General features: G+C 50.5%; 16 protein-coding genes. 5 read left to right on the plus strand and 11 right to left on the minus strand.

Annotated elements, in window-relative coordinates:
- Positions 1-3: 3 nt before the first annotated feature.
- The 10 genes from ACSR9A_RS12070 to leuC form a co-directional block, all read right to left on the minus strand.
- Complete coding sequence (locus ACSR9A_RS12070) at positions 4-1833, minus strand: ABC transporter ATP-binding protein (RefSeq protein WP_473757462.1); 1830 nt, start codon at positions 1831-1833, stop codon at positions 4-6.
- Positions 1833-3614, minus strand: coding sequence for an ABC transporter ATP-binding protein (locus ACSR9A_RS12075; RefSeq protein WP_473757463.1), 1782 nt, complete (start codon positions 3612-3614; stop codon positions 1833-1835). The genes ACSR9A_RS12070 and ACSR9A_RS12075 overlap by 1 nt, the downstream gene beginning before the upstream one ends.
- A gap of 475 nt (positions 3615-4089) precedes the next feature.
- Positions 4090-7824, minus strand: a complete 3735-nt coding sequence (locus ACSR9A_RS12080) for a dynamin family protein (RefSeq protein ID WP_473757464.1) — start codon at positions 7822-7824, stop codon at positions 4090-4092.
- A 3-nt stretch (positions 7825-7827) separates the two neighbouring features.
- The gene (locus tag ACSR9A_RS12085) at positions 7828-8100 is read right to left on the minus strand and encodes an NAD/NADP transhydrogenase alpha subunit (RefSeq protein WP_338551653.1); all 273 of its coding nucleotides are present in this window, start codon (positions 8098-8100) and stop codon (positions 7828-7830) included.
- A gap of 43 nt (positions 8101-8143) precedes the next feature.
- A complete protein-coding gene (gene nth, locus ACSR9A_RS12090) occupies positions 8144-8824 on the minus strand; it encodes an endonuclease III (protein ID WP_473757465.1) in 681 nt (226 codons plus the stop codon).
- A 140-nt stretch (positions 8825-8964) separates the two neighbouring features.
- The gene (locus ACSR9A_RS12095; RefSeq protein ID WP_473757466.1) at positions 8965-11439 is read right to left on the minus strand and encodes an S-layer homology domain-containing protein; all 2475 of its coding nucleotides are present in this window, start codon (positions 11437-11439) and stop codon (positions 8965-8967) included.
- A 66-nt stretch (positions 11440-11505) separates the two neighbouring features.
- Positions 11506-12066, minus strand: coding sequence for a GerMN domain-containing protein (locus tag ACSR9A_RS12100; protein ID WP_473757467.1), 561 nt, complete (start codon positions 12064-12066; stop codon positions 11506-11508).
- Between the two features lie 17 nt (positions 12067-12083).
- Positions 12084-13535 carry an N-acetylmuramoyl-L-alanine amidase family protein gene (locus tag ACSR9A_RS12105; RefSeq protein WP_473757468.1) on the minus strand — a complete coding sequence of 484 codons (1452 nt, stop codon included), beginning with the start codon at positions 13533-13535 and terminating at the stop codon, positions 12084-12086.
- Between the two features lie 248 nt (positions 13536-13783).
- Positions 13784-14386 carry a 3-isopropylmalate dehydratase small subunit gene (leuD, locus tag ACSR9A_RS12110; RefSeq protein WP_473757469.1) on the minus strand — a complete coding sequence of 201 codons (603 nt, stop codon included), beginning with the start codon at positions 14384-14386 and terminating at the stop codon, positions 13784-13786.
- A 29-nt stretch (positions 14387-14415) separates the two neighbouring features.
- Positions 14416-15831: a 3-isopropylmalate dehydratase large subunit gene (gene leuC, locus ACSR9A_RS12115; RefSeq protein ID WP_341278101.1), complete on the minus strand. Its 1416-nt coding sequence runs from the start codon at positions 15829-15831 to the stop codon at positions 14416-14418.
- Between the two features lie 260 nt (positions 15832-16091).
- On the opposite strand from leuC, the gene ACSR9A_RS12120 reads away from it, so the two are divergent.
- Positions 16092-16985 (plus strand): LysR family transcriptional regulator, encoded by an 894-nt coding sequence (locus tag ACSR9A_RS12120; protein WP_046234749.1) that lies wholly within the window; start codon positions 16092-16094, stop codon positions 16983-16985.
- A 57-nt stretch (positions 16986-17042) separates the two neighbouring features.
- On the opposite strand, the gene ACSR9A_RS12125 is transcribed toward ACSR9A_RS12120, so the two are convergent.
- The gene (locus tag ACSR9A_RS12125) at positions 17043-17840 is read right to left on the minus strand and encodes a carbon-nitrogen family hydrolase (RefSeq protein WP_473757470.1); all 798 of its coding nucleotides are present in this window, start codon (positions 17838-17840) and stop codon (positions 17043-17045) included.
- Positions 17841-17972: 132 nt separating this feature from the next.
- On the opposite strand from ACSR9A_RS12125, the gene ACSR9A_RS12130 reads away from it, so the two are divergent.
- The 4 genes from ACSR9A_RS12130 (at position 17973) to ACSR9A_RS12145 (ending at position 22482) form a co-directional block, all read left to right on the plus strand.
- The gene (locus tag ACSR9A_RS12130; RefSeq protein WP_341278103.1) at positions 17973-18425 is read left to right on the plus strand and encodes a hypothetical protein; all 453 of its coding nucleotides are present in this window, start codon (positions 17973-17975) and stop codon (positions 18423-18425) included.
- Positions 18426-18533: 108 nt separating this feature from the next.
- A complete protein-coding gene (locus ACSR9A_RS12135; RefSeq protein WP_473757471.1) occupies positions 18534-19730 on the plus strand; it encodes a pyridoxal phosphate-dependent aminotransferase in 1197 nt (398 codons plus the stop codon).
- 337 nt (positions 19731-20067) lie between these two features.
- Positions 20068-21168, plus strand: a complete 1101-nt coding sequence (gene proB, locus ACSR9A_RS12140) for a glutamate 5-kinase (protein ID WP_473757472.1) — start codon at positions 20068-20070, stop codon at positions 21166-21168.
- A 63-nt stretch (positions 21169-21231) separates the two neighbouring features.
- The gene (locus tag ACSR9A_RS12145; protein WP_473757473.1) at positions 21232-22482 is read left to right on the plus strand and encodes a glutamate-5-semialdehyde dehydrogenase; all 1251 of its coding nucleotides are present in this window, start codon (positions 21232-21234) and stop codon (positions 22480-22482) included.
- Positions 22483-22490: the final 8 nt, after the last annotated feature.

The raw sequence follows: 22490 nt of genomic DNA on the forward strand, positions 1-22490 counted from the left end.
GACTTAAGCTGACAAGAAACGATATTGGGCTTCAATCAGCCCATTGTATATGCCCTTTTTGGCAATAAGCGTTTCGTGCTTGCCCTGCTCGACGATGCGGCCGTGATCCAGCACGATAATTTCATCGGCATTGCGAATCGTTGACAGGCGATGGGCAATCATGAAGGATGTCCGTCCAGCAAGCAGCGTCTTAAGCGCCTCCTGAATTTTCAGCTCCGTATCGGTATCAATGCTTGCTGTAGCTTCATCGAGAATGAGAATGCGCGGATTCGCAAGCAACGCTCTTGCAAAGGAAAGCAGCTGGCGCTGGCCCATTGACAATATGTTGCCGCGCTCCTCTACTTCCGTATCATAGCCATCCGGCAAATTCATAATGAAGTCATGGGCATGCACCGCTTTAGCTGCTTCCACAATATCCGCATCCGATGCACCAAGTCTGCCGTAACGAATATTGTCGCGAATCGTGCCCGAAAAAATGAACGTGTCCTGCATAACGATGCCGACCTGAGAGCGCAAGCTTTCGATCGTGACATCGCGAATATCCTTCCCGTCAATCTTCACGCTGCCGCTTACAGGATCATAGAAACGGCAAAGCAGGTTGATGATTGTGCTTTTGCCGGAGCCTGTATGCCCAACGAGAGCGATTGATTGGCCAGCCTTGGCCTCCAGGCTAATGCCCTTGAGCGCTTGGCGCCCTTTTTCATATTCAAAAATAATGTTGTCAAACACAACGTCGCCGCGAATATTCGGCAGCGCCTTCGCTGCGTTCTTCTCGCTTACATTTGGCTCCTCATCGATAAATTCAAAAATCCGCTCGGAGGATGCCATCGCAATCAGAAGCTGGGAGTACATTTGGCCGAGCCGATTAATCGGGTCCCAGAAGTTTCCAATATAGTTGGCGAAGCCGACGAGCAAGCCGATTGTAATCGCGCCCTGCTGAATCAGATGAGCACCGTACCAGAACAAAATAAATGTACCGAGCGCTGAGGTGATTTCAATGACCGGACCAAACGCTTGGTTGAGCGCCGATGCCTTATTCCATGATTTCACATTCACCGTATTCATGTAGTCGAAGAAACGCATATTGTCTTTTTCCTGGACGTAAGCTTGCGTTACTTTCATCCCCTGGATGCTTTCGTTTAAGTGGGCATTAATCCGCGATTGCTTCATCCGCACGTCCTGCCAAGCAAAGCGGATCCGTTTGCGCAGCGCAGTCGAAACGATAAACATCAACGGTACCGTCACCATGATCGCAAGCCCCAGCTTGAAATTCCAGACCAGCAAAATGACAACGATCCCGAGCAGCTGCACGCAGTCCATCAGCAGGTTGACAACACCGTTCGTGAACAAGTCCTGAAGGGCGTTAACGTCATTCGTAACCCGTACAAGCACGGAGCCTGCCGGACGCTTGTCGAAGAAGCGGAAGCTAAGCTTCTGGATATGCTTGAATAGATCCTGCCGCAGGTCATAAATGACCTTTTGTCCAATAATATTCGTATATTTGATCCGGTAACTGTTGGCAGCCCATTGAACGACATACAGCAGCAGCATTAGGCCAGCATAAAGGTAAAGCTTTGGCAAGCTTGCCGCGCCTTCAGCCGGCTGGATGGCCTCGTCAATCGCGAGGATGACGAGTGCGGGAGTCGCGAGCCGCGTCAGTGTGCCAATAATCATCATGAAGATGGCCGGGATCAGCTGGCGCTTATAAGGCTTCATATAAACGAACAATCTGCCCACCTGCGCCCAGTTAAACGGCCTCTCGATCGCATCATCATCTTTGTAAATAAAACGTTCTTTTTTATCGTATTTATCCGTGCCGGATGTGCTGCTCATCAGAGCGCCCCCTCCTTCCACTGCGCGCCCGCCTGCTCGAGCTCTTCGAGCGGAAAGTCGGCGTATTGAATTTTGTAAGTATCGCGATAAGGGCCAGGCTGCGCGAGCAATTGCTGATGCGTGCCACGCTGCACAACAACGCCTTGATCCAAAACGATAATTTCATCCGCATGGCGCAGCGAGGAAATACGGTGGGCGATAATGAAGGTCGTGCGGCCAGCCATGAGCTCCTTGAAGCCAGCCTGAATTTCATGCTCCGTTTCCATATCTACAGCGCTCGTCGCATCATCAAGAATGAGAATATGCGGATTTTTAATAAGGGCGCGGGCAATCGCGATCCGCTGCTTCTGTCCGCCAGACAGACCCATTCCTCTTTCACCGACAATGGTGTCATAGCCCTCCGGCATTTCCATAATAAAATCATGTGCCTTCGCCAGCTTCGCAGCGCGTTCAATCTGCTCATCCGTTACGTCCTGCATGCCGTAAGCCAGATTCGTGCGAATGGAAGCGGAGAACAGAAACGTTTCCTGAAAAACAGGAGCCATCTGTCTGCGGAGGCTGAACACGTCAATGTCACGAATATCCATGCCATCCAGCGTAATGCTGCCCTCTTTCACATTGTAGGCGCGCATGAGGAGCTGGATAACCGTCGATTTTCCAGAGCCTGTAGCTCCCAGAAAACCAATTACCGAGCCTGCCGGCGCATCAATCGAGATATTCGTTAATGCCGGAGCCTTATCTGGATAATGAAAGGTTACATTGTTGAAACGGACATGCCCTTTAACCAATTGATCGTCCAGCACAATAGCATGCTCGAGGTTTTTCACATGGACATGCTCGTTCAGCAGGTTCAGCACCCGCTCGCCGGAAGCTTTGGATTGCGTATAGTTGTTAATATGGAACCCAATGCCCCACATCGGGCCGATAATGTACCAAGTTAAGCTGAAAAAGGCAACTAGCTCGCCAAGCTTGAGCTCTCCTCTAATGACGAGCATTCCACCTGCTAGAAGCAGAATGACTGCGCTTATGTTTGCGCATAATTCCATAATAGGGAAATAATGCGCCCATATTTTCGCTGCACCGATCTGGTTCGTCTGATAAGCTTCGTTTTTCACCGAAAATTTGTTCACTTCATGCGGCTCGCGGGCAAAGGATTTTACCGTGCGAACGCCAGTAATGTTTTCTTGAACGGCCGTCGTCAGGCTGCTGAGCGCGCGGCGCATTTCCTGAAAGGCCGGGTGGATTCTGCGCTCGAAGCGCAAAGCTGTAAACACCAGCAGCGGGATCGTAACCAATGTAATTAATGTCAGCTGCCAGTGGATGGACAGCATCATCGCTCCGCCGAACACGACCATCAGCACCACGTTCAAAATTTGGGCGAAGCCAAAGCCGATAAAGTTGCGGATCGCTTCCAAATCCGCGGTCAAGCGCGACATGAGATCGCCTGTTTTCGCTTTGTCATAATATTGAAAAGATAACGATTGCAACTTGTCATAACAAGCATTGCGAAGCCTAAAAGCTACTCGATTGCCGATCCTTCCCCCAAAAAAGCCATGTAAAAATTGCATTAATCCCTTTAACGTCACAACCCCGACAACGGTTAGCGCTAACGCTGGCACCTTGCCATACTGCTCTTCTTTAATGACATCGTCGATTAAGATGCGAAGCAAATTCGGATATACGAGTCCGAGCGCTGTCGCAAACATCAGGCAGACGATGGAGGTCAGAAGGAATTTTCGTTCGACCCAGTAAAATCGTTTGAGTTGCCTAAAGACGTCCAAACAAATCCCACTCCCTGTTCTTTTTTGTAAGCATGAATGAATATTATCAGCATCCCATGACAGGAGCAATCTGAGTAAATTTCCGTATATTACATTGAAACAGCCGATTATGGCAATTTGGAAACACTAACTAACCTATGCTCAAGTATCGTCTTAAATCATCCCTAAAGTGTGCGTCTTACGCCATTTTTGCACAGAAACACACAAAACAAGCCTAAACAATTTTACGTGGCTTGGCTGCATAAATAGACTTTTTATTGAAACACAGACGGTTTTCAAAACATATGCCAAATAAATGGATTGCCCCACAAGCGTAAACGGCTGTCGCCGTCCTCAGGCAGCAAAGCTGCCGTTTAGAGGGTGAAATATAATCCGCTTACAAGTGTGAAACTTATAATCGCCTGGCAAAATAAAAAATGCTTTCAGCAACTGTTATCAGTCGCTGAAAGCATTCAGACTATTATTAGATGAAAGCTTATGCAATTGTTGCGCTATGAAGATGAATCAATTGCTGATGCAGCTCGCGCAATTGACCCACATCGGCATTATCCGCTAGCGAGATGCGCTTGCCCTCTACATAGTTGACAACGTCCTGCTGCAGCTGCTCGCCTGACTGCTCGGCGTACTTTTTCCAAAGCACGCTGTAGCGCTCGGTCCACTGCCTGTTCTCGGCAGCCATCCACTGCTGGAGTGATGGAATGAGCAGCGCTTCAAGCTCCTTGCGCAGCTGCCCTTTACCGTCGCCCTCGAAAAATTGCCGCGGCGATTTAAAGCGGCTCCACAGCCATTTTCCTGTAATATCCGTTGTCGTCCAATCGACGTCGATTTCCGGAGTAGGAATGGTCGCCGTCTCATACGGGATGGATTGATAGCCCGTTAGCAGAGCGGCAAGCTCAGAAGCGCAGCTGTCAAATTGCTTGCGCAAAAGGCCATTCAAAATTCGCTCTAGACGCAGCGAGGTCGCTTGCAGCTCCTGCGCCAGTTCCATCTGAATTTGCCGCTGCAAATCAAGCCAAGCCGTCCAAATCATCTTCTTCAAATCGCGACCATCATCCTGCAAGACAGAAGGATTAAACGCGTAGTTGTAAAATTCACCGAATCTAAGCTGCTGGCGCTGCACGACGTAATAGAGCAGCTCGCTTAGCTCCTGTGCCTGCTGTGGCGGCGCCTCGCTGGAACGATAAGAAGCAAGCAGCAGTTGTGCCTGCTCTTGAAGCTCAGCCAGCCCTCTGCGCTCCTGCTCTCTCGTAGCCGCATCGCCTGTGGCACTGTTCAGCCAGCCATTTACGGTAGCTGCCGCCCTGACAATTTCCTGCTCGGCTGCGTCGATTGCAAGCTTCCCTAAATCCTCGCTTACGAAATGCAGGAAGGAGCGCTCAAAAGCGTCAATGCCCGAGCGTGCCAGCAGCTCGCCATCGCCATTTTGTTTCGCGTCGAGACCGTCCAGGCTTGAAACCGGATAGAGACGCGGCGAACGAATGCCATGCTGGAGCAGATTATGCTCCACATGCTTCAGGACGCCCGCAAGCTCCTCCTGATCAGCTGCCAAATCGGCCGCATTGACGAGGAAAAACATTTTATCGAGCTCGAACTGGTCCTTGACCCGTCCAAGCTGCATGAGAAACTGACGGTCTGCCTGTGAAAAAGCATGGTTGTAATAGGTGACGAACAGGACAGCGTCAGCATTTTTAATGTAATTGAACGCAACTCCCGTATGGCGGGCGTTCACGGAATCCGCTCCCGGCGTATCCACGAGAACGATGCCCTGCCGCGTCAGCTCGCAATCGTAATAAAGCTCGATTTCGCTGACGTAGCAGGAACGCGATTCCTCCGCTACGAAGCGCTCGTACTCCGCCTGTGAGACGGTGAGGCGCTGGCCAAGCAGCGCCTCATGCGCTTCCCAGCCTGCGCGTGCAGCACGCAGAAAGCTGTAGTGCGGCCGTCCGCCGGCGTGAATCGCATCCGGCGACAGGCGGTCGATCGCGCGCATGAGAGCGGCAGCGTCCGGCAGCGCAGCGTCAGAAGCGTCTTCGCCGAGCAAAGCGAGCGAATAGCGCAGGTCTTCCAGGACGGCGTCACGGGATTTCATGACGACGCCTGCCGTGCCATGCTCGCGGCCGCCCGATGGCGGCACGAGACGGTTGATCGCCGCCGTCGTCGGATTCGGCGACACCGGCAGTACCGGCTCGCCAATAAGCGCATTGGCGAGCGAGGATTTGCCCGCGCTGAACGCTCCGAACAGCGCGATTGTGAACCGGCTGCTGCGGAGCCGGTTCGCCTTGTCCTGCATCGCCTGCGCGGCCGCGGCTAGCGGCGCGTGCGGCGTCAGCAGCGCGGCTGCGCTGAGCAAGCGCGCGGCTGCGCCATGCTGCTGCGACAGCGCTTCGCCGCTGCCGAGCGCAGTTTGCGCGGGCGTCGCGGCAACGCCCGCGCCGCTGGCCCTTGCGGCAGCAGCGTCGCCCGCTGCCGCCCCATCGCCGCGCTGCGCAGCTTCGCTCGCGCGGCCCAGCTCTTGCCCGGCGGCGGCATCTGCCGCGCCGCCGTCTACAGCTGCGCGCGCGCGTGCATCCGCCGCTGCACGTTGCGGCTGCGGCAGCGCCGGCCGCGCCACTGGCTGCGGCAGCGTCCCCGCAACCTGCGCCGCATGCTGCGCGGCGCGCTCCGTCAGCGCCGCAAGCAGCCCTAGCGCCCCGGCCTGCGCATCAAGCGCCGCAAGCCGTCCGCGCACATCTGCAGCGGCCGTCTCGCTCGCCTCTGCCACATGCGCCGTCAGCGCGTCAATCAGCTCATTGCCGCGCTTCCGGTAAACCTCCTTCACCTCCGCGGCTAATTCGCGCGTATACGTCATCGTATATTCGTTGCCGAATACCGCTCCCGTATTTACGCGCTGAATGAGCCAGGAAGTATCCGGCTTCCAGCTAAACTGCTCGGCAAGCTGCTGCTCCAGCGTTTCCGCTGCGTAGCCGACTTTCTCAGCGGCGCGGCGCAGCAAATCCTTTACATGCCAATCAACTGCCGCATTCACTTGGCCAGCAAAATCATGACAGAACAGCTCCGCACGGCGTTCCTGCTCAGCCGCCGTCTTCGCTCCAGCGAACAGCAGCCCCGTCTTGAAGCCCGGCTTTCTACTTTCCAGAAACGCATGCGCCAAATCGCGCACCGGAGCTGGCGTAATGATTGCATTGTCTACCAGCGCCTGCAAATCCCGGCGCAGCTCCAGACGCAGCCGTTCCGGTTCTGCTTCGAGCTGCTTCATTTGCAGCGTCAGCTCGCCTTGCTCCGCCTTCACCCGCTGCGCTTCCTCTTCTCCGCCTGCCTCGGCAAGCAGCCGCTCCTTCTCCGGTTCATCCTGCATCTCGCACCATTTCAAATGCTCCGCTGCAAGATGGCGCAGCGAAGCATCGACGCTGTAAGCAGCAAGCGGCTCACGTAATTCCTTCAGCTCGTCAAGCAGCCGCGTAAGCGCCTCCCATTCCTGATGCGGATGATCCGGCTGGCGCAACGACAAATAAACGATTCCCGCTGGCTCCAAATGCCAGGCTTGAAACGCCTCTTCTACGCTTTTGCGATACTCAGCAAACGTTAGCTCGCGTTCCCTGTGCTTATCAATCTGATTCACAATAAAATATAACGGCTTGCCCCAATCCTTAAGCTGCTTGGCAAACGCAAAATTAATTTCCGATTGCACATGATTATAATCCATGACATAAAACACGACATCCGCCAAATGCAGCGCTGATTCCGTTGCCATCCGGTGAGCATCATCCGTAGAGTCAATGCCCGGCGTATCCAGAAGTACCGTATGATTGCCTAATCTTTCTGTTGGATACGTGATCGAGACCGATTGGAACTGCTCACCGTCTACGCAATAGCGATCCAGATCCTCCAAAGGAACACTGAGGCTAGACGCCTCGCCATCCTTCTCCGTGATGATGCTTGCCCGCGCCTCTGCTCCGCCTCTTATGGACACTACGTTCGCACTGGTCGGAATCGGACTCGAAGGCAGAAGCTGAGCCCCGCACAGCCGATTGATCAGCGTCGACTTGCCTGCGGAAAAATGACCGCAAAAAGCAACAGTAAGCCGACCCTCGGCCAGCTTACTGTGTACCTCCATAACTTGTTTGGCGTGCAGCGCATCACCTGCGTCCGTCATTTCGCGGGCCGCCAGGATTGTTGCTTCTTCAATGCGTTGTACCGTCATTTCAGCCATAATCTATGCAATTTCCTCATCATCGGAAGGCATGCAAATTTCGAATACATTGCCATGCTGCAAAATCATAATGTTACGCTCTTTTTCACGCATAACAACGACTTCCGGTTTTTGACGCATACGCTCGATGTATTGGTCAGGCACGTCGCCGGAGCCGCTAACGGTTACGCCTTCCACTACGATATCTTCGTTTTCTTCTGGCGGGGAGCTAAGCACCTGCTCATAAATATCAGAGAAAAGCTCAAAACTATTTGTATACACGGAAATACACTTCACTGTCATCATCCTTCATTTTAAAAGTATTGGTTATTAGCCAACCTTATTTAGCCACTCTCTTAACAGTCTTCTTGTTTAAGCCTGGCTTCATACGTTGTTTTCCTTCTTTGCACATATCCAGCAGCGGACAAACCTCGCATTGCGGATTTTGCGCCTTGCAATGATAGCGGCCGAAAAAAATGAGCCGATGATGGGTAAGGGTCCATTCGTCTTTGGGAACAAGCTTCATGAGCTTCTTCTCAACTTCCAGCACAGAATCATCAGGCTTCGCTACCCTAAGGCGCTTGGATACACGTTCAACATGGGTATCGACTGCAATAGCCGGCACATTAAACGCATTAGACATGACGACATTCGCCGTCTTGCGTCCAACACCCGGCAGCTCGACCAGCTGCTCATGCGTGGAAGGAGTTTCTCCATCATATTTATCAATGAGAATGCGGCACAATTTTTGAATATTGGAAGCTTTGCTTCGGAATAAACCGATTCTTCGAATATCCTGCTCCAGCTCTTCTAGCGGAACCGCCACATAGTCCTCCGGCTGCTTATACTTTTGAAATAGGTTCGCGGTTACCTTATTCACCATCTCATCGGTACATTGCGCAGACATCAAGACGGCAATCGTCAGCTCAAACGGATTAGAATGGTTCAGCTCGCAATGTGCGTCCGGAAACATCTCCGCAAGAGTATCCAATATGTGTCGCATCTTCTGCTTCGCATTCATCGTCCTCTCTCCCATTCCAAACACTATCGTTCAAAGTGTAGCGAAAATCGTCTCTCCATGCAACTATAATCCACCATAAATATTGAAAAAACCATAAAAAAACTGCCCCGTAGGGCAGTTTGTCACATAACCTTACCAATTTACACTTTTACGATTTCCACCGCTTTATTTTTGAAAGCATAAACGATGATCTGATCGCCGTATTTAATGTCCTGCAGCGAAACCGCTTTTCCATCCTTTAGCAGCTTCGTTGCGCCTGTTACATAAAAATAATTGGCGTTGTCCGCATCGGTTGTTTTGAGTGTCCACAGCTGTCCAGCCGTAGCGTCATACTGCCAAAACGTTCTCGTCTGGCCAACGGCTACTGTGACCAGCACCACATCATTTTCATTTTTGCTCAGTTGGACCCGATCTCCAGTTGCGAGCGTCGACGTAGTCGCAGAAGTGGATGTGCCCTTCGTAATGAAAAATGTTTGACCAAGTGCAACCGTTGTTGTCTGACCGTTCTCATTCGTCAGCGTAACGCTGTTTGTGCCTACCGATTGAACAGTTCCATAAGATACGACGATAGATTTCACCGCAATAATTTGCTTGCCAATGTAGCTGACATTAATCAAAGTGCCCGGAACAAGTGTATCAATCGCCACTTTGCTTCCTGTCTCATTTGTAATATCGATTCCCGACAGCACTAGATCTGTCTGTACATTTTGCGCATTAACGACCGTAACCTTTTTGGTGCCAGTGTTGACTGCGCGCACTTCATATTGGATTGGACGATGAACCTGAATGAGCGTTGCCCGATCCTGATTCACATTCATAACCGTTGTAATCGTATCGCCAACTTTAAGATCAGTCAGAGATGCCGCTGCAATGCCCGGAACCTCTACCGTTGGCGCCGAATAAGCAACCGTAACATCAACGCCGCCAGGCACGCTCAGCGTAACGGAATTGCTGGAGCCATTAATGGAAACGAGTTTGCCCGTATATTTGCTTGCAATCGACAAGGACACTACCTTATCTCCACTGTAAGTAATCGTCAGCTTGCGGTTTTTTGTCAGCCATGTTCCGATGTCGTCCAGCTTGATTGCATTGCCGTTATTGTCAATTCTTGTTTTCTCGGTCAAATAAAGCGGATATGCTTTTGTTCCTGTAGAGTCAAAAACGACAAGGAATTTTTTGTCCGCATTATAGCTTTCCACCTGAGCTCCAACAAGCGCCTGAACGTTGCGGTTTATGACCTCGATTTTTGTAATCTGATCCTGGTCATTCGTTGTAATTTGCAGTTGATCCACATCTTTAATCAAATCGCCAATCGTTGGCCCTACGATGCCTTCGATTATAATTTCAACCGTGCTGTTCAAAAATTTGGAGTTCAGCTTGCCTGCGCTGTCTTCATACGTAAGGACACTTGCATCGCCAGAAATAAACGTGCCTTTCAGCACGGCTGCTCCTGTTTGCTGATCAACTGTAATTTTCAGCGCTTTAGGGGATGTACGGAACGTATCCTGCGTCACTGTAATTGCGCTGTTCTCCTTCAAGTCGCTAATGGCAATCGTCTTGCCAGACGTTTCGGCTACGATAAGCGAGTCGTCATAATAAACCTCTACCGGCTTATTATCGATCCACACGTATAGCAGCTTCTGATCCGGCAGCACGCGGCCAACCGTACCTGTTATCGTTTTAATTTGCGGCTTGTCATCCTGAAGCTCCACGTAAGCAGCCGCACCTGATTTCGTAATAACCGTTACATTTGCATATTGTACAAGATCCTTAGCTGCAATAGGCGTTTCGGAGTCATAACGATAAATGGCCGTATTCGCGCTGAGCGTATACACAGCCGACTGCTCCTTGCTGTAAATCGTAATGCCCGTGTCGCTGGCTTGCAGCAGTACACCCGTTGCTTGTCCTGCATATTCAACCGGATACAGCTTCTCAGCACGGCTGAACAGTGTTGCAAGGCTTGCACGGTTTACATTCGCTTTAGGATCGAACTTGACTGCTGTTACCCCTTTAACCAAATCTAGTGAAACAGCAGCATTGACATAGCCACGGTAGCTGCTGGAAATTTGATCCGCATCATTAAACGATGAAACGGCATTTTGCATGTTGTCCGCTGTGCTCTTCTGATTAATAGCACGAATGAGCAGCTTCGTTACCCATTCCCGTGTAGCTGGTCGCTGTCCCCAGCCTACAGCTTGATCGCCGGAAGCGGCAAGCGCATATTCTTCAGCCTGATCCAGCAAGCCTTTATCGAAAGCGAGCTTAACTTCGCCCTTAAAGTCGCTCTTAATGACAAACGTTTCTGGGAACGCAACGGTATCATCAGCTGGGGCTTCATTAGCTGCTCCAATAAAACGCAAAGCCATAAGAACCGCTTCCTGCTGCGTAACATTGTCAGCTGGGCGGAATAGACCGTTTGAGCCATTAATGATGCCTTGAAATGAAAGCTTTGTAATATGCTTTTGCGCCCAGTGATTCGACGCTACATCGCTAAACGGATTGGAGCTTACTGTCGCCGCATACGAAATAGGGGCGGGAACCACAAACGGTCCCGCCAAAACGGAAAATGCAATCGTACCTGCAATAATAGATTTTGATGATCGTGACAATGCCATAATGATCGTTCCCCCCGAATAGTTTCAAAACGTGTAAAAGGCTGTCGCCGTCCTCTGGTGGCAAAGCTAAGGCTTGACGGTTGGATGCTCAAGCTCCACATGACCCATCAGCGTATCAGCGCTGTCTCCATCGACGAGCAAATCATAGGCTTTTACAAAGTCGAACTGGAATAATGTTTTCTGGAGCGTCTCCAGCACTAATACTTCGCCAGGTGAACCAAGCCGAGATTCGTCAGACAAATGAAGATCAATCGTCACCTGTCCGTCGCTTCCCAGCAGCACCGATTTAACTTCGATCAGCTTCCACAGTGATACAGCGCCTTCGCCCTCCACATGCTGCAGTGCTGTTATTGCGTTTTGAACTAATTCCAGATCTGAGCTGTATGCAACCTGAACCTGCTGCTCTACTAAACCATCCAGTTCTTCATTTCCCGCATATACCTTTATTTCTGCTGTCTGTTTTTCAGGCTCAATTGACGGCTCAGCTGTCGGAGCAGCCGATGGCTGAATAGAAGGCGACGGGCTGCTGCCCGCGCCTGATTCAGCCGGCTTGTTTACCGCGCCGCAGCCCGCAACGAGTCCAACTATACATAAAGTCAACATGAACTGGCTTACTGTTCGCAGCATCTGTTATCCCCCTGTCTCTACGATAACTTTAAATAGTCTTTGATTCCTGCTACAATTCCGGCAGCGATGTTGTTTTGCACGGAATCATCAAACAGCTTCTTGTAATCGTCGGCATTAGACAAAAACCCTGCTTCGAGCAAAATCGCCGGCATCGTCGTTTCTCTCGTTACATGCAAGCTTTGCTGCTTGACCCCGCGGTCCCTAAGACCTGTTGCTTTAGCAAACTGCTTATGCACCGCATCGGCAAATGCTTTGCTGCTAGCTCTTGTGTAATAGGTTTCCGTGCCTGTTGCGGCACTGCTTGGATTGCTATTGGCATGCACAGACAGGAATAGATTGGCTTTAAGATTTTCAGCAAACTTTACCCGATCCTCCAGCTTCACATAATTGTCATCCGGACGGGATAAATAAGCTTTTATTTTCGATTCCTTATCCAGCAAAGCCTTCACCTTCAAAGAAATACTGAGATTAAATTCTTTCTCCCATCTGCCGTTAATTCCTTTGGCACCTGGATCAGAGCCGCCATGCCCCGCGTCAATTACGATCGAATAAACACCGTTTGCTGGCAGTGTCGGACCCGCAGTTGGCGTTGGTGTCGCAGAAGGCGTCGGTGTCGGTGTTGGTGTCGGTGTAGCTTCCACTGGCAGCGGATCAATGACATTAATGCGAATTTCGCCTAGCGCACTGTTCATGACATCCACATCGGCATCTGCTTTCAGATCAAGCACAATGCGGACGGTTGCCGGGCTTGACGAGAACAAGGAATAGCGTATGCCGCTCAAATAAGGATGCTCGCCTACTTCAAGATTGATCTGTCCTGAGTTCAGCTGCGCTATAAGCGTATCCGAATAAGACACCTTTGGAATGTCCATTACGATTCGTTTCGGGCTTTCTAGCTTGAAGGGCTGATTGTAGACTGCGCTTCCCTCGTAATGAATGATAATTGCATTTTCATTGTCATACGAAATACCTGTTACAACGCCATCAGGCTGTGTGACAACCGGATCTGTCGATGGGGTTGGCGTAGGAGTTGGTTCCGGTTCTTTAAACAATTGGACGGATTTTGTCGCCTGATCCCAATTGACCTGCATTCCGAGAGATTCCCCGACGAAACGCAGCGGAATAAGGGTTGTCCCTTTTTGCAGCAGCGCCGGCGTATCCAGCTTCACCTGCTCATTGTTAACAAAAGCGACATCCTGGTTAATAGTAAGTACAATTGAATCAGAACCATTATGTACAGTAACTGTCTGTGTAGCTGACGACCAGCCTACCTTGTAGCCGATACTCTCCGACACGAGCCGAATCGGCACAAGCGTATACTTGTTGTCTACGATTTGCGGCGCTACCTTCGAATCTAGTAAAGCCCCATTCAAATAAAGCTTTGGCACAACCTCGGCAGCATGTCCTGCACTGGAAAACAGCGTGAATAACAACGACATGAGCAACAGAATCGGTACAAATTTCTTCATTTTCCACCTCGATGACTGAAATTGCCCTCATCGAATGGGGTGCATTCGACTTAAACAGACTAAAATATTAGACGCATAGCGTCAGAAAAAGTTGCGTATAGAGGAAAAAAGAGGACAAATTTTCCGACAGGAAATTGCCCTCTTTTTAAAATATAGGAAAGTATATGGTTTTTCCATCCTTCTCTATACGTTTCGCCAAAACGATGGCGTCTAATAGAAAGGATGCCATCGTTTTTCTTGCTTTTAGCTTATGCTTGCGCTTTTGCAGCGCGTTTTTGCTCGTAAGCTGTAATTTTATCTTCATGCATCAGCGTCAGGCCGATATCATCAAGTCCTTGCAGAAGGAACTGGCGGCGGTGCTCATCCAGCTCAAAGTTGATTTCCAGACCGTAATCATCAGTCAGACGATTGTTTTCCAGATCAACATTCAGCTTGTAGCCCTCATGCTTCGCCGTGCGCTGGAACAGATCTTCAACCTGCTCTTCGCTCAGCTTAAGCGGCAAAATGCCGTTTTTGAAGCAGTTGTTGTAGAAAATATCTGCATAAGACGGTGCAATAACGACTTTGTAGCCATAGTCGAGAATCGCCCATGGTGCATGCTCACGGGAGGAGCCGCAACCGAAGTTAGCGCGTGAAATGAGCACGGAAGCGCCTTGATAACGAGGCTTATTCGGTTCAAATTCAGCGTTTACTTCACCGTTCTCATGAAAGCGCCATTCGAAAAATAGAAACTGTCCAAAGCCGCTGCGCTCAATGCGCTTCAAAAATTGTTTAGGAATAATCGCATCCGTATCTACGTTAACGCGATCGACTGGAGCAACAATGCCCGTAAACTGTTTAAATGGTTCCATATCGGTAATACCCCTCTCGCACGTCCTGATTAGTTCAATACTTCTGTTTTGACATTCCAATCACGCACATCTGTAAAGCGGCCCATAACAGCTGCAGCAACAGCCATTGCTGGAGATACAAGATGCGTACGGCCTCCGCGGCCTTGGCGGCCTTCGAAGTTGCGGTTCGATGTCGAAGCACAGCGTTGTCCTGGTTGCAGAACGTCCGGGTTCATCGCCAGACACATCGAGCAGCCTGCTTCACGCCATTCGAAACCTGCTTCGATAAATACTTTATCAAGGCCTTCTTTTTCAGCCTGAATTTTAACGCGGCCTGAGCCTGGAACGACGATTGCGGTCACTCTATCGCTAACTTTGTAGCCCCGAGCGATTTCAGCAGCAGCACGAAGATCCTCAATACGTCCATTTGTACAAGAACCGATAAACACATAATCGATCTCGATTTCGTTCATAGGCGTACCTGGCTTCAGATCCATATATTCCAATGCTTTCTCAGCAGCTTTACGCTCATTTTCCGTAGGTAGCTGTGCTGGGAAAGGAACCGAAGATGTAATATCTGTACCCATACCAGGGCTAGTACCCCAGGTTACTTGCGGAATCAGGGAATCAACGTCAAAATCAACGATTGTGTCATAAGTTGCGCCTTCATCAGTGGAAAGCAATTTCCACTCTTCTACAGCCGCATCATAATCTGCTGGAGCATACTCGCGTCCACGAAGATAGTTGAACGTCGTTTCGTCAGGAGCGATCAGACCTGCGCGAGCGCCGCCTTCGATCGACATGTTACAAACCGTCATACGCTCTTCCATCGTCAGTGAGCGAATCGATTCGCCTGTGTACTCGATAACGTAGCCAGTAGCGAAGTCCGTACCGTATTTTGCGATAACGCCCAAAATCATATCTTTTGCCGTTACGCCCGGTTTACGGTTGCCCGTGAAGCGAACTTCCATCGTTTTTGCTTTCGATTGCTGCAAGCATTGTGTTGCCATTACGTGCTCAACCTCGGAAGTACCGATACCAAATGCCAGCGCGCCGAACGCACCATGCGTGGAAGTATGGCTGTCGCCGCAAACGATCGTTTTGCCCGGATGCGTAAGACCAATTTCAGGACCCATAACGTGTACAACGCCTTGGTCAATATTGTCAAGATCAAACAGCTTTACGCCGAAATCTTTACAGTTTTGCGTCAGTGTATCAATTTGCTGCTTGGAGATAGGATCTGTAATGTTAAAGCGGTCTTTCGTAGGAACGTTGTGATCCATCGTTGCGAATGTCAAATCTGGACGACGTACTTTACGGCCAGACATGCGAAGACCTTCGAAAGCTTGCGGCGAAGTTACTTCGTGAACCAGTTGAAGATCGATATAAATGATACTCGGCTTGCCTTCTTCTTGATTAATGACATGATTGTCCCAAATCTTCTCAAACATCGTTCTTTTAGCCATTAAATTCACCCCATTGTTCGACTTCTCTTCAAAATGATGCTCTAAGCATAACACTTGGCACTTGATTGATCCAAGATATAATATCTATAATGTCTATAGGTAAAAACTATAACGGTAAATGAAGAAGCTCTTCCCAGCAAGGTGAAACGGCTATCGCCGTCCTTTGGCGGCGCGGCGCGTTTCAGTCCGAGAAATATAAGTGTATTTAAACGAGAACACTTATAAATTCTTATATTTAAAACAAAGAAAGCAGGATGCCCATGGAGCTCAGACAACTGCAGTATGTGCTGCAAATCGCAATTGAAAAAAACTTCTCCCGCGCAGCGGAAAAGCTGCATATCGCCCAACCATCGCTCAGCCAGCAGCTGTCGAAGCTGGAGCAGGAGCTTGGCGTACTGCTGTTTCGGCGCACGACCAACTCCGTTGAATTGACGCAGGCCGGGCAAGTTTTTGTCGACAAATCCCAAACGATCCTTGATGCAATCGAGCAGCTCAAGCAGGAAATGGACGATATGGCGCAAATGCGGCGCGGACGCCTCGTTGTCGGAACGCTGCCGATTACGGGCTCGCATATACTGCCGCTCGTCCTGCCGGTATTCGGCGCCCAGTATCCACAAATTGAAGTTGTGCTCGTGGAGGATACTTCAGCAAAGCTGGAGCAGCTTACGGCAAGCGGCGGCACCGACCTCAGCTTGCTATCTCTTCCGCTAGCCGATACCTCGCTTGCATGGGAGCCATTAATGGAAGAAGAAATCTGTTTGGCGATCCCGCCGCAGCATCCGCTTGCGGAAAGCACAGAGCCTGTACCGATTAGCGTATTGCGCAATGAACCATTTATCGGATTAAAAAAAGGGCAGGGCTTCCGGCAAATTACAGTCGAGCTGTGCCAAGCTTCTGGCTTTACGCCGCAAATCGTATTTGAAAGCAGCAATATTGAAACCGTCCAATCGCTCGTCGCGGGCGGCATGGGCATCGCTTTCGTCCCGAAAATGCTGACACGCCAAAGAGGGAGCGAATTCGCCCCCATCTATTTGCCGCTATCGCCCAAAGCATCACGGACGCTGGTCATCGCCAGCCGCAAGGGCCGTTACCTGTCTAAAGCTACGGAAGCCTTCATTAGAACGATGAACAAAACCATTGTCCACTATAAATAATAAATTTTCTGGGGAGCATGATGAAACAGACAGCAGCACTGATGTTTCTTCATGCTTCTAATACAGTCCCGGCCTGCGGTCTTCGAAGACGGGAATTTTGCCTCGAACGGCATCAACTAGCGACAAATCGATTTCCGCATAAATAATCGCTTCGTCCTCCCCACCCTCGGCAATCGTTTCCCCCCACGGATCAAGCACGAGTGAATGCCCGAAAAAGCTCGTTTCGCCGCTTTGCCCAACCCGATTGCAGGCAATGACGAACATTTGATTTTCAATCGCTCTGGCGCTCAGCAGCGTTTTCCAGTGATGCAGGCGCGGATTCGGCCATTCGGCTGGAACGAATAACAGCTTGGCACCTCCAAGCGCCAGCTTGCGAGCAAGCTCAGGGAAACGGATATCATAACAGATCATCATGCCGGCTTCCTGTCCGCCGATCTGGAATGAGCCCAGCTTATCGCCAGCCTGCAAATATTTCTCCTCGTCCATTAAACGAAACAGATGGATTTTAGAATAATCGGCAATCGTTTCCCCAGTGCGGTCGAAAGCAAAGATCGTATTGTAAACCCCATCCGCCCTGCTTTCCGCGATTGAGCCCGCAACAATATTCACTTGATGCTTGGCCGAGAAGGCTGACAAAAACTGCTTCGTCCTCTCTCCATTCGCATCGGCCAGCGTTTCAATTTCCGTCAGCGCATAGCCTGTGTTCCACATTTCGGGAAAAACAATAACGTCCAGCTTGCGTCCACCGCTAACCGCTTTCTCCAGCATTTGCTCAAGCTTGGCAAAGTTAGCCTCTGGATTTCCAGCATTTATATCCATTTGCAGCAGCGCAAGGTTTAATTTTTCAGTATTCATTTTCGGCGAGCCTCCTATTATGATGCAACCATTCATTTTCCCTAATGATACCTTCACATGGTTCTGTGTCAAGATGGGGATGATAACTCAAGTACAATTACCAAGCCATATACAGACAAGGAGCATGCCAACATGAAGCTGCAAAAATGGATAGCTGCCCTGTGCGCAGCTTGCTCACTATTTATTTTCGCCTCCACCGGCTTTGCCCAGGAGACAGCGAAAGAGCAACCGACCGTAGGACCGGTTCAAGTTTTTGATGTAAAAGCCGGCAAGGTCGTTCTAACCGTACCGAATGACGACGACTATCAAAAGATGGCAAACAGCTGGCTGGACTCTGTAACGGGTCTTGCCCCCCAATTAACGAATGACAACACCTGTACCTATGTTTATCGCGTTCCACTTGCAAAAGCATACAACCTGAGCACGAATAATATTTCACTCCAAGTAAAAGAAGTGTTTTTATTCGTATGTGGAGGCAAAGCCCCTCAGCTGTTGGTTTTTGATGAACAGCGCAGGCCGCTGCTGCTGCTGTTTAAAGCCGACATCGCAGCTTTCATTAAAAAAGTCGGCATTCCTGCCACTTAAAAATCCATTCCAACTGAATCACTCGACATAAATGGTTTTTGCGTGCTACAGTAATGCTTAACGGCTTATTGTTCATGAGCAACTATTGGATGTGGAGTGTGAATAAAAATGGAAACAAAGCTGGAGCAGCATATCATTAAACCAGCAGATCGTATGACGGGCTTGCCCACGCAATTTTTTGCTAAATTGGTTGCTAAGGCTAATGCCCAAGTTGCCAAAGGCCGCGACGTTATTAACCTTGGACAAGGCAATCCCGATCAGCCGACTCCGCCGCACATTGTGGCAAAGCTTCAAGAAGCTGCCGCTAACCCCATGTATCACCGTTATCCGCCTTTTAGCGGCTACCCTTTTCTCAAGGAAGCCGTCGCAAAACGTTATAAGGAAGATTATAACGTTGATATAGACCCAACCACAGAAGTCGCTATTTTGTTCGGCGGCAAAACAGGCCTGGTGGAAATTAGCCAGTGCCTGCTGAATCCCGGCGATGTCTGCCTCGTGCCTGATCCGGGCTATCCCGATTATTGGTCAGGCGTGGCACTCGCTGGAGCGGATATGCACTTTATGCCGCTAACGGCGGAAAACCACTTTTTGCCCGATTATAGCGCCATTGACGTAGCCGCGCTTGAGCGTGCCAAGCTGTTGTTTATGAACTATCCGAACAATCCGACCGGAGCGGTAGCGAATCCAGAATTTTATGCCCAAACGGTTGAATTCGCCCGCCGCACAGGCGTCGTTGTCGCAAGTGATTTTGCTTACGGCGCGATTGGCTTTGATGGCGAGCGTCCAGTCAGCTTCCTCCAAACGCCGGGAGCAAAGGAAGTGGGCATCGAGTTTTATACCTTGTCCAAATCCTACAATATGGCGGGCTGGCGCGTAGGCTTTGCACTAGGCAACTCACAGATCATTTCTTTAATTAATCTTATGCAGGATCATTATTATTGCAGCCTGTTTGGCGGCATTCAGGAAGCGGCTGCTGAAGCGCTAACCGGTCCGCAGCAATGCGTAACAGAGCTGAACGCTACCTATGAGCGCAGACGCGAGGCTTTGTTCGGCGCCCTTGACCGCATCGGCTGGAAAGCAGAGCGCCCAGGAGGCTCCTTCTTCTGCTGGCTGCCTGTTCCGGAAGGCTACACGTCTGAATCTTTCGCGGATCTCGTACTGCAGGAAGCGGATGTCGTTGTCGCGCCGGGAGTCGGCTTCGGCTCATTCGGCGAAGGGTATGTGCGGCTTGGTTTGCTTACGAGCGAAGCTCGGCTGGAGGAAGCGGTTGAACGTATTGGCAAGCTTGGCATTTTCAAAGCCTAGCCGCCTGCGATTGCCTCTCTTTACAGCAGCCAGTCGATCATGATATGCTTAAATCAACTGAACATGAAACGTTATGACGGGACTAGTAAGCTTGACTAGGTCGTGCCCAGAGAGTGAATTCCAGAGGCTGCAAGAATTTACCTCGACTGCTCGCTGAACCTGCCCCTGAACGGCCGATGATGAATCGGACAGCACCTCCTGTTACGAGGCCCAAGCAGGATTGTTTGCCTATATTGGCATTCGGTCAATTAAGGTGGTACCGCGGAAGCTTATAAGACTTTCGTCCTTTACGGACGGGAGTCTTTTTTATTTTGTCAGGAAATGGGATGATGGATAAATGGCGGAACGAATCATTGTAAAAATCGGCAGCAGCTCGCTAACCTCCGAGGAAGGCGGACTGAATAAGGAACGCATCGCTTATTTTGTATCTGAGCTTGCCGCGCTGCATGCAGCAGGCCGCTCGGTCATACTAGTCACCTCTGGCGCCGTAGCCGCAGGCTTTCGCCAAATAGGCTATGAGTCAAGGCCCAAAGCCGTTCACGAGAAGCAGGCGGCCGCAGCAGTTGGGCAAGCGCTGCTTATGCAGGCTTATCAGGAGGCTTTTAGCCAGTTCGGTATTGGAGCGGCACAAATTTTGCTGACACGGGCCGACTTCTCGAACCGCAAGCGAATTCAAAACGCTTTGATGACCATTGAAGAGCTGCTCAGGCTGCGCACGATACCGATTATTAATGAGAACGATACCGTTGCAACCGATGAGCTGAAATTTGGCGATAATGACAACTTGTCTGCGCTGGTCGCAACGATGACAAAAGCCGGTCAGCTCATTATTATTACAGATATGGACGGCTTGTATACGGAAGATCCGCGCAAAAATCCTTTAGCAGTCAAAATCGAGCGTGTCGACAGCATTTCCGCAGACATTATGAAGTTCGCTGGCGGTGCTGGCTCGGCAGTTGGAACGGGCGGAATGCGCTCCAAAATTGAAGCAGCCCGGATTGCCATGCGCGGCGGCGTGCCCGCTTTTATCGGGAAAGTACAGCAGCCCGGCGATCTGTCGCTTGCTACAAGCGGCTCCGGCCAAGGCACGTATTTCGATACGGAAATGCACAGCCTGCCGATGAAGAAGCAATGGCTGGGCTTCCACTCTATGCCTCAAGGCACGATTACAGTCGATGCAGGAGCGGAGCTTGCCCTGCTTACAGGAGGCAAAAGCCTGCTCCCTGCCGGCATTACAGAAAGCAGCGGCGATTTTCATCCAGGCGATATCGTTGAAGTGCTTAGCGCGAGCGGCGATACGATAGGGCGCGGCGTCGTCAACTACGCCGCCTGGCAAACGAAAGCCGCAGCTGGACTTGGCAGCGAAGAAGTGAAGCGCAGAATTGACGTGAACCGGATTGAAGTAATCCACCGGGATGAATGGGTTTCATTAAAATAAGCCCGTTATTTCATAAGTAGGGGTCCGATTGTATTTCACTATTTTATTAGGAGGAACAAATCTATGACAAGCGAAGTCGTCCAAAAAGCCACCTTGGCAAAACGTGCTGCAAGCGTCATGAACACTGTAACGACCGACCAGAAAAATGCTGCGCTGTTAACGATTGCTGATGCTTTAATTACCCACACAGCAGACATTATTGAAGCGAACAAGCTCGATTTGCAAAACGGAGAAGCAGCCGGCACTAGCCGCTCCCTCCTCGACCGTCTCGCACTTGATGAAACAAGAATTGAAGCTATTGCCCAAGCGCTCCGAGAAATCGCTCTGCTGCCTGACCCAGTCGGCGAGCTGCTGGAGCAGTTCGACCGTCCGAATGGCCTGCATATTGAAAAATCGCGTGTACCACTCGGCGTTATTGGCATCATCTATGAAGCGCGTCCGAATGTGACGGTCGATGCGGCTGGATTATGTCTCAAAACAAGCAACTGCGTCGTGCTCCGCGGCGGCTCAGCAGCACTTGAATCGAATCGCAAAATTATTGAGGTGCTGCGCCAGGCGCTAGAAACGACGGCTTTGCCAGCCGACGCACTCCAGCTCATTGAAGATTCCGATCGCGCATCGGTCAATGAAATGCTCAAGCTGAACGGACTGCTTGATGTCATTATTCCACGCGGCGGATCGGCGCTCATTCGCACCGTTGTTGAAAATGCCACCGTCCCAGTTATTGAAACTGGCGCAGGCATTTGCCATACTTATATTGATGCAAGTGCAAATGCCGAAATGGCAGCAAGCATTTCCCTTAACGCAAAAGCACAGCGCCCTTCCGTCTGCAACTCCATGGAAACGCTGCTCGTTCACGAGGCTTTTGCCAGCGTATCGCTCCTTTCCCTTGCCGAGCAGTTTAAGGCAGCAAAGGTAGAGCTTCGCGGCTGCGAGCGCGTGATGCAATTCATTTCTGGCGTCAAGCAAGCCACTAATGAAGATTATGCGACAGAGTATAATGACTATATTCTGAACGTAAAAATCGTTGATAGCTTGGATGAAGCTATTGCCCACATTAGCACCTACGGGACGCAGCATTCCGAATGTATCGTGACCGAGGACGCTGGCCATGCAGCACGCTTTATGCAGGAAATTGATGCGGCCGCCGTCTATCACAATGCTTCTACCCGCTTTACGGATGGGTTTGAATTCGGCTTTGGCGCCGAAATCGGCATTAGCACGCAGAAGCTCCACGCGCGCGGGCCAATGGGCTTGCCTGCTCTTACATCAACAAAATACCGGATTACTGGCTCAGGACAAATTCGCGGCTAATTCCGCAT

The sequence above is a fragment of the Paenibacillus sp. R-74696 genome (genome assembly GCF_055814915.1).

Bases quoted from the DNA above. Each gene is read 5' to 3' on its own strand.
- ACSR9A_RS12070 (WP_473757462.1), bottom strand. From the start codon at position 1,833: ATGAGCAGCACATCCGGCACGGATAAATACGATAAAAAAGAACGTTTT.
- ACSR9A_RS12080 (WP_473757464.1), bottom strand. From the start codon at position 7,824: ATGGCTGAAATGACGGTACAACGCATTGAAGAAGCAACAATCCTGGCG.
- nth (WP_473757465.1), bottom strand. From the start codon at position 8,824: ATGAATGCGAAGCAGAAGATGCGACACATATTGGATACTCTTGCGGAG.
- ACSR9A_RS12095 (WP_473757466.1), bottom strand. From the start codon at position 11,439: ATGGCATTGTCACGATCATCAAAATCTATTATTGCAGGTACGATTGCA.
- ACSR9A_RS12100 (WP_473757467.1), bottom strand. From the start codon at position 12,066: ATGCTGCGAACAGTAAGCCAGTTCATGTTGACTTTATGTATAGTTGGA.
- ACSR9A_RS12105 (WP_473757468.1), bottom strand. From the start codon at position 13,535: ATGAAGAAATTTGTACCGATTCTGTTGCTCATGTCGTTGTTATTCACG.
- leuD (WP_473757469.1), bottom strand. From the start codon at position 14,386: ATGGAACCATTTAAACAGTTTACGGGCATTGTTGCTCCAGTCGATCGC.
- leuC (WP_341278101.1), bottom strand. From the start codon at position 15,831: ATGGCTAAAAGAACGATGTTTGAGAAGATTTGGGACAATCATGTCATT.
- ACSR9A_RS12120 (WP_046234749.1), top strand. From the start codon at position 16,092: ATGGAGCTCAGACAACTGCAGTATGTGCTGCAAATCGCAATTGAAAAA.
- ACSR9A_RS12125 (WP_473757470.1), bottom strand. From the start codon at position 17,840: ATGAATACTGAAAAATTAAACCTTGCGCTGCTGCAAATGGATATAAAT.
- ACSR9A_RS12130 (WP_341278103.1), top strand. From the start codon at position 17,973: ATGAAGCTGCAAAAATGGATAGCTGCCCTGTGCGCAGCTTGCTCACTA.
- ACSR9A_RS12135 (WP_473757471.1), top strand. From the start codon at position 18,534: ATGGAAACAAAGCTGGAGCAGCATATCATTAAACCAGCAGATCGTATG.
- proB (WP_473757472.1), top strand. From the start codon at position 20,068: ATGGCGGAACGAATCATTGTAAAAATCGGCAGCAGCTCGCTAACCTCC.
- ACSR9A_RS12145 (WP_473757473.1), top strand. From the start codon at position 21,232: ATGACAAGCGAAGTCGTCCAAAAAGCCACCTTGGCAAAACGTGCTGCA.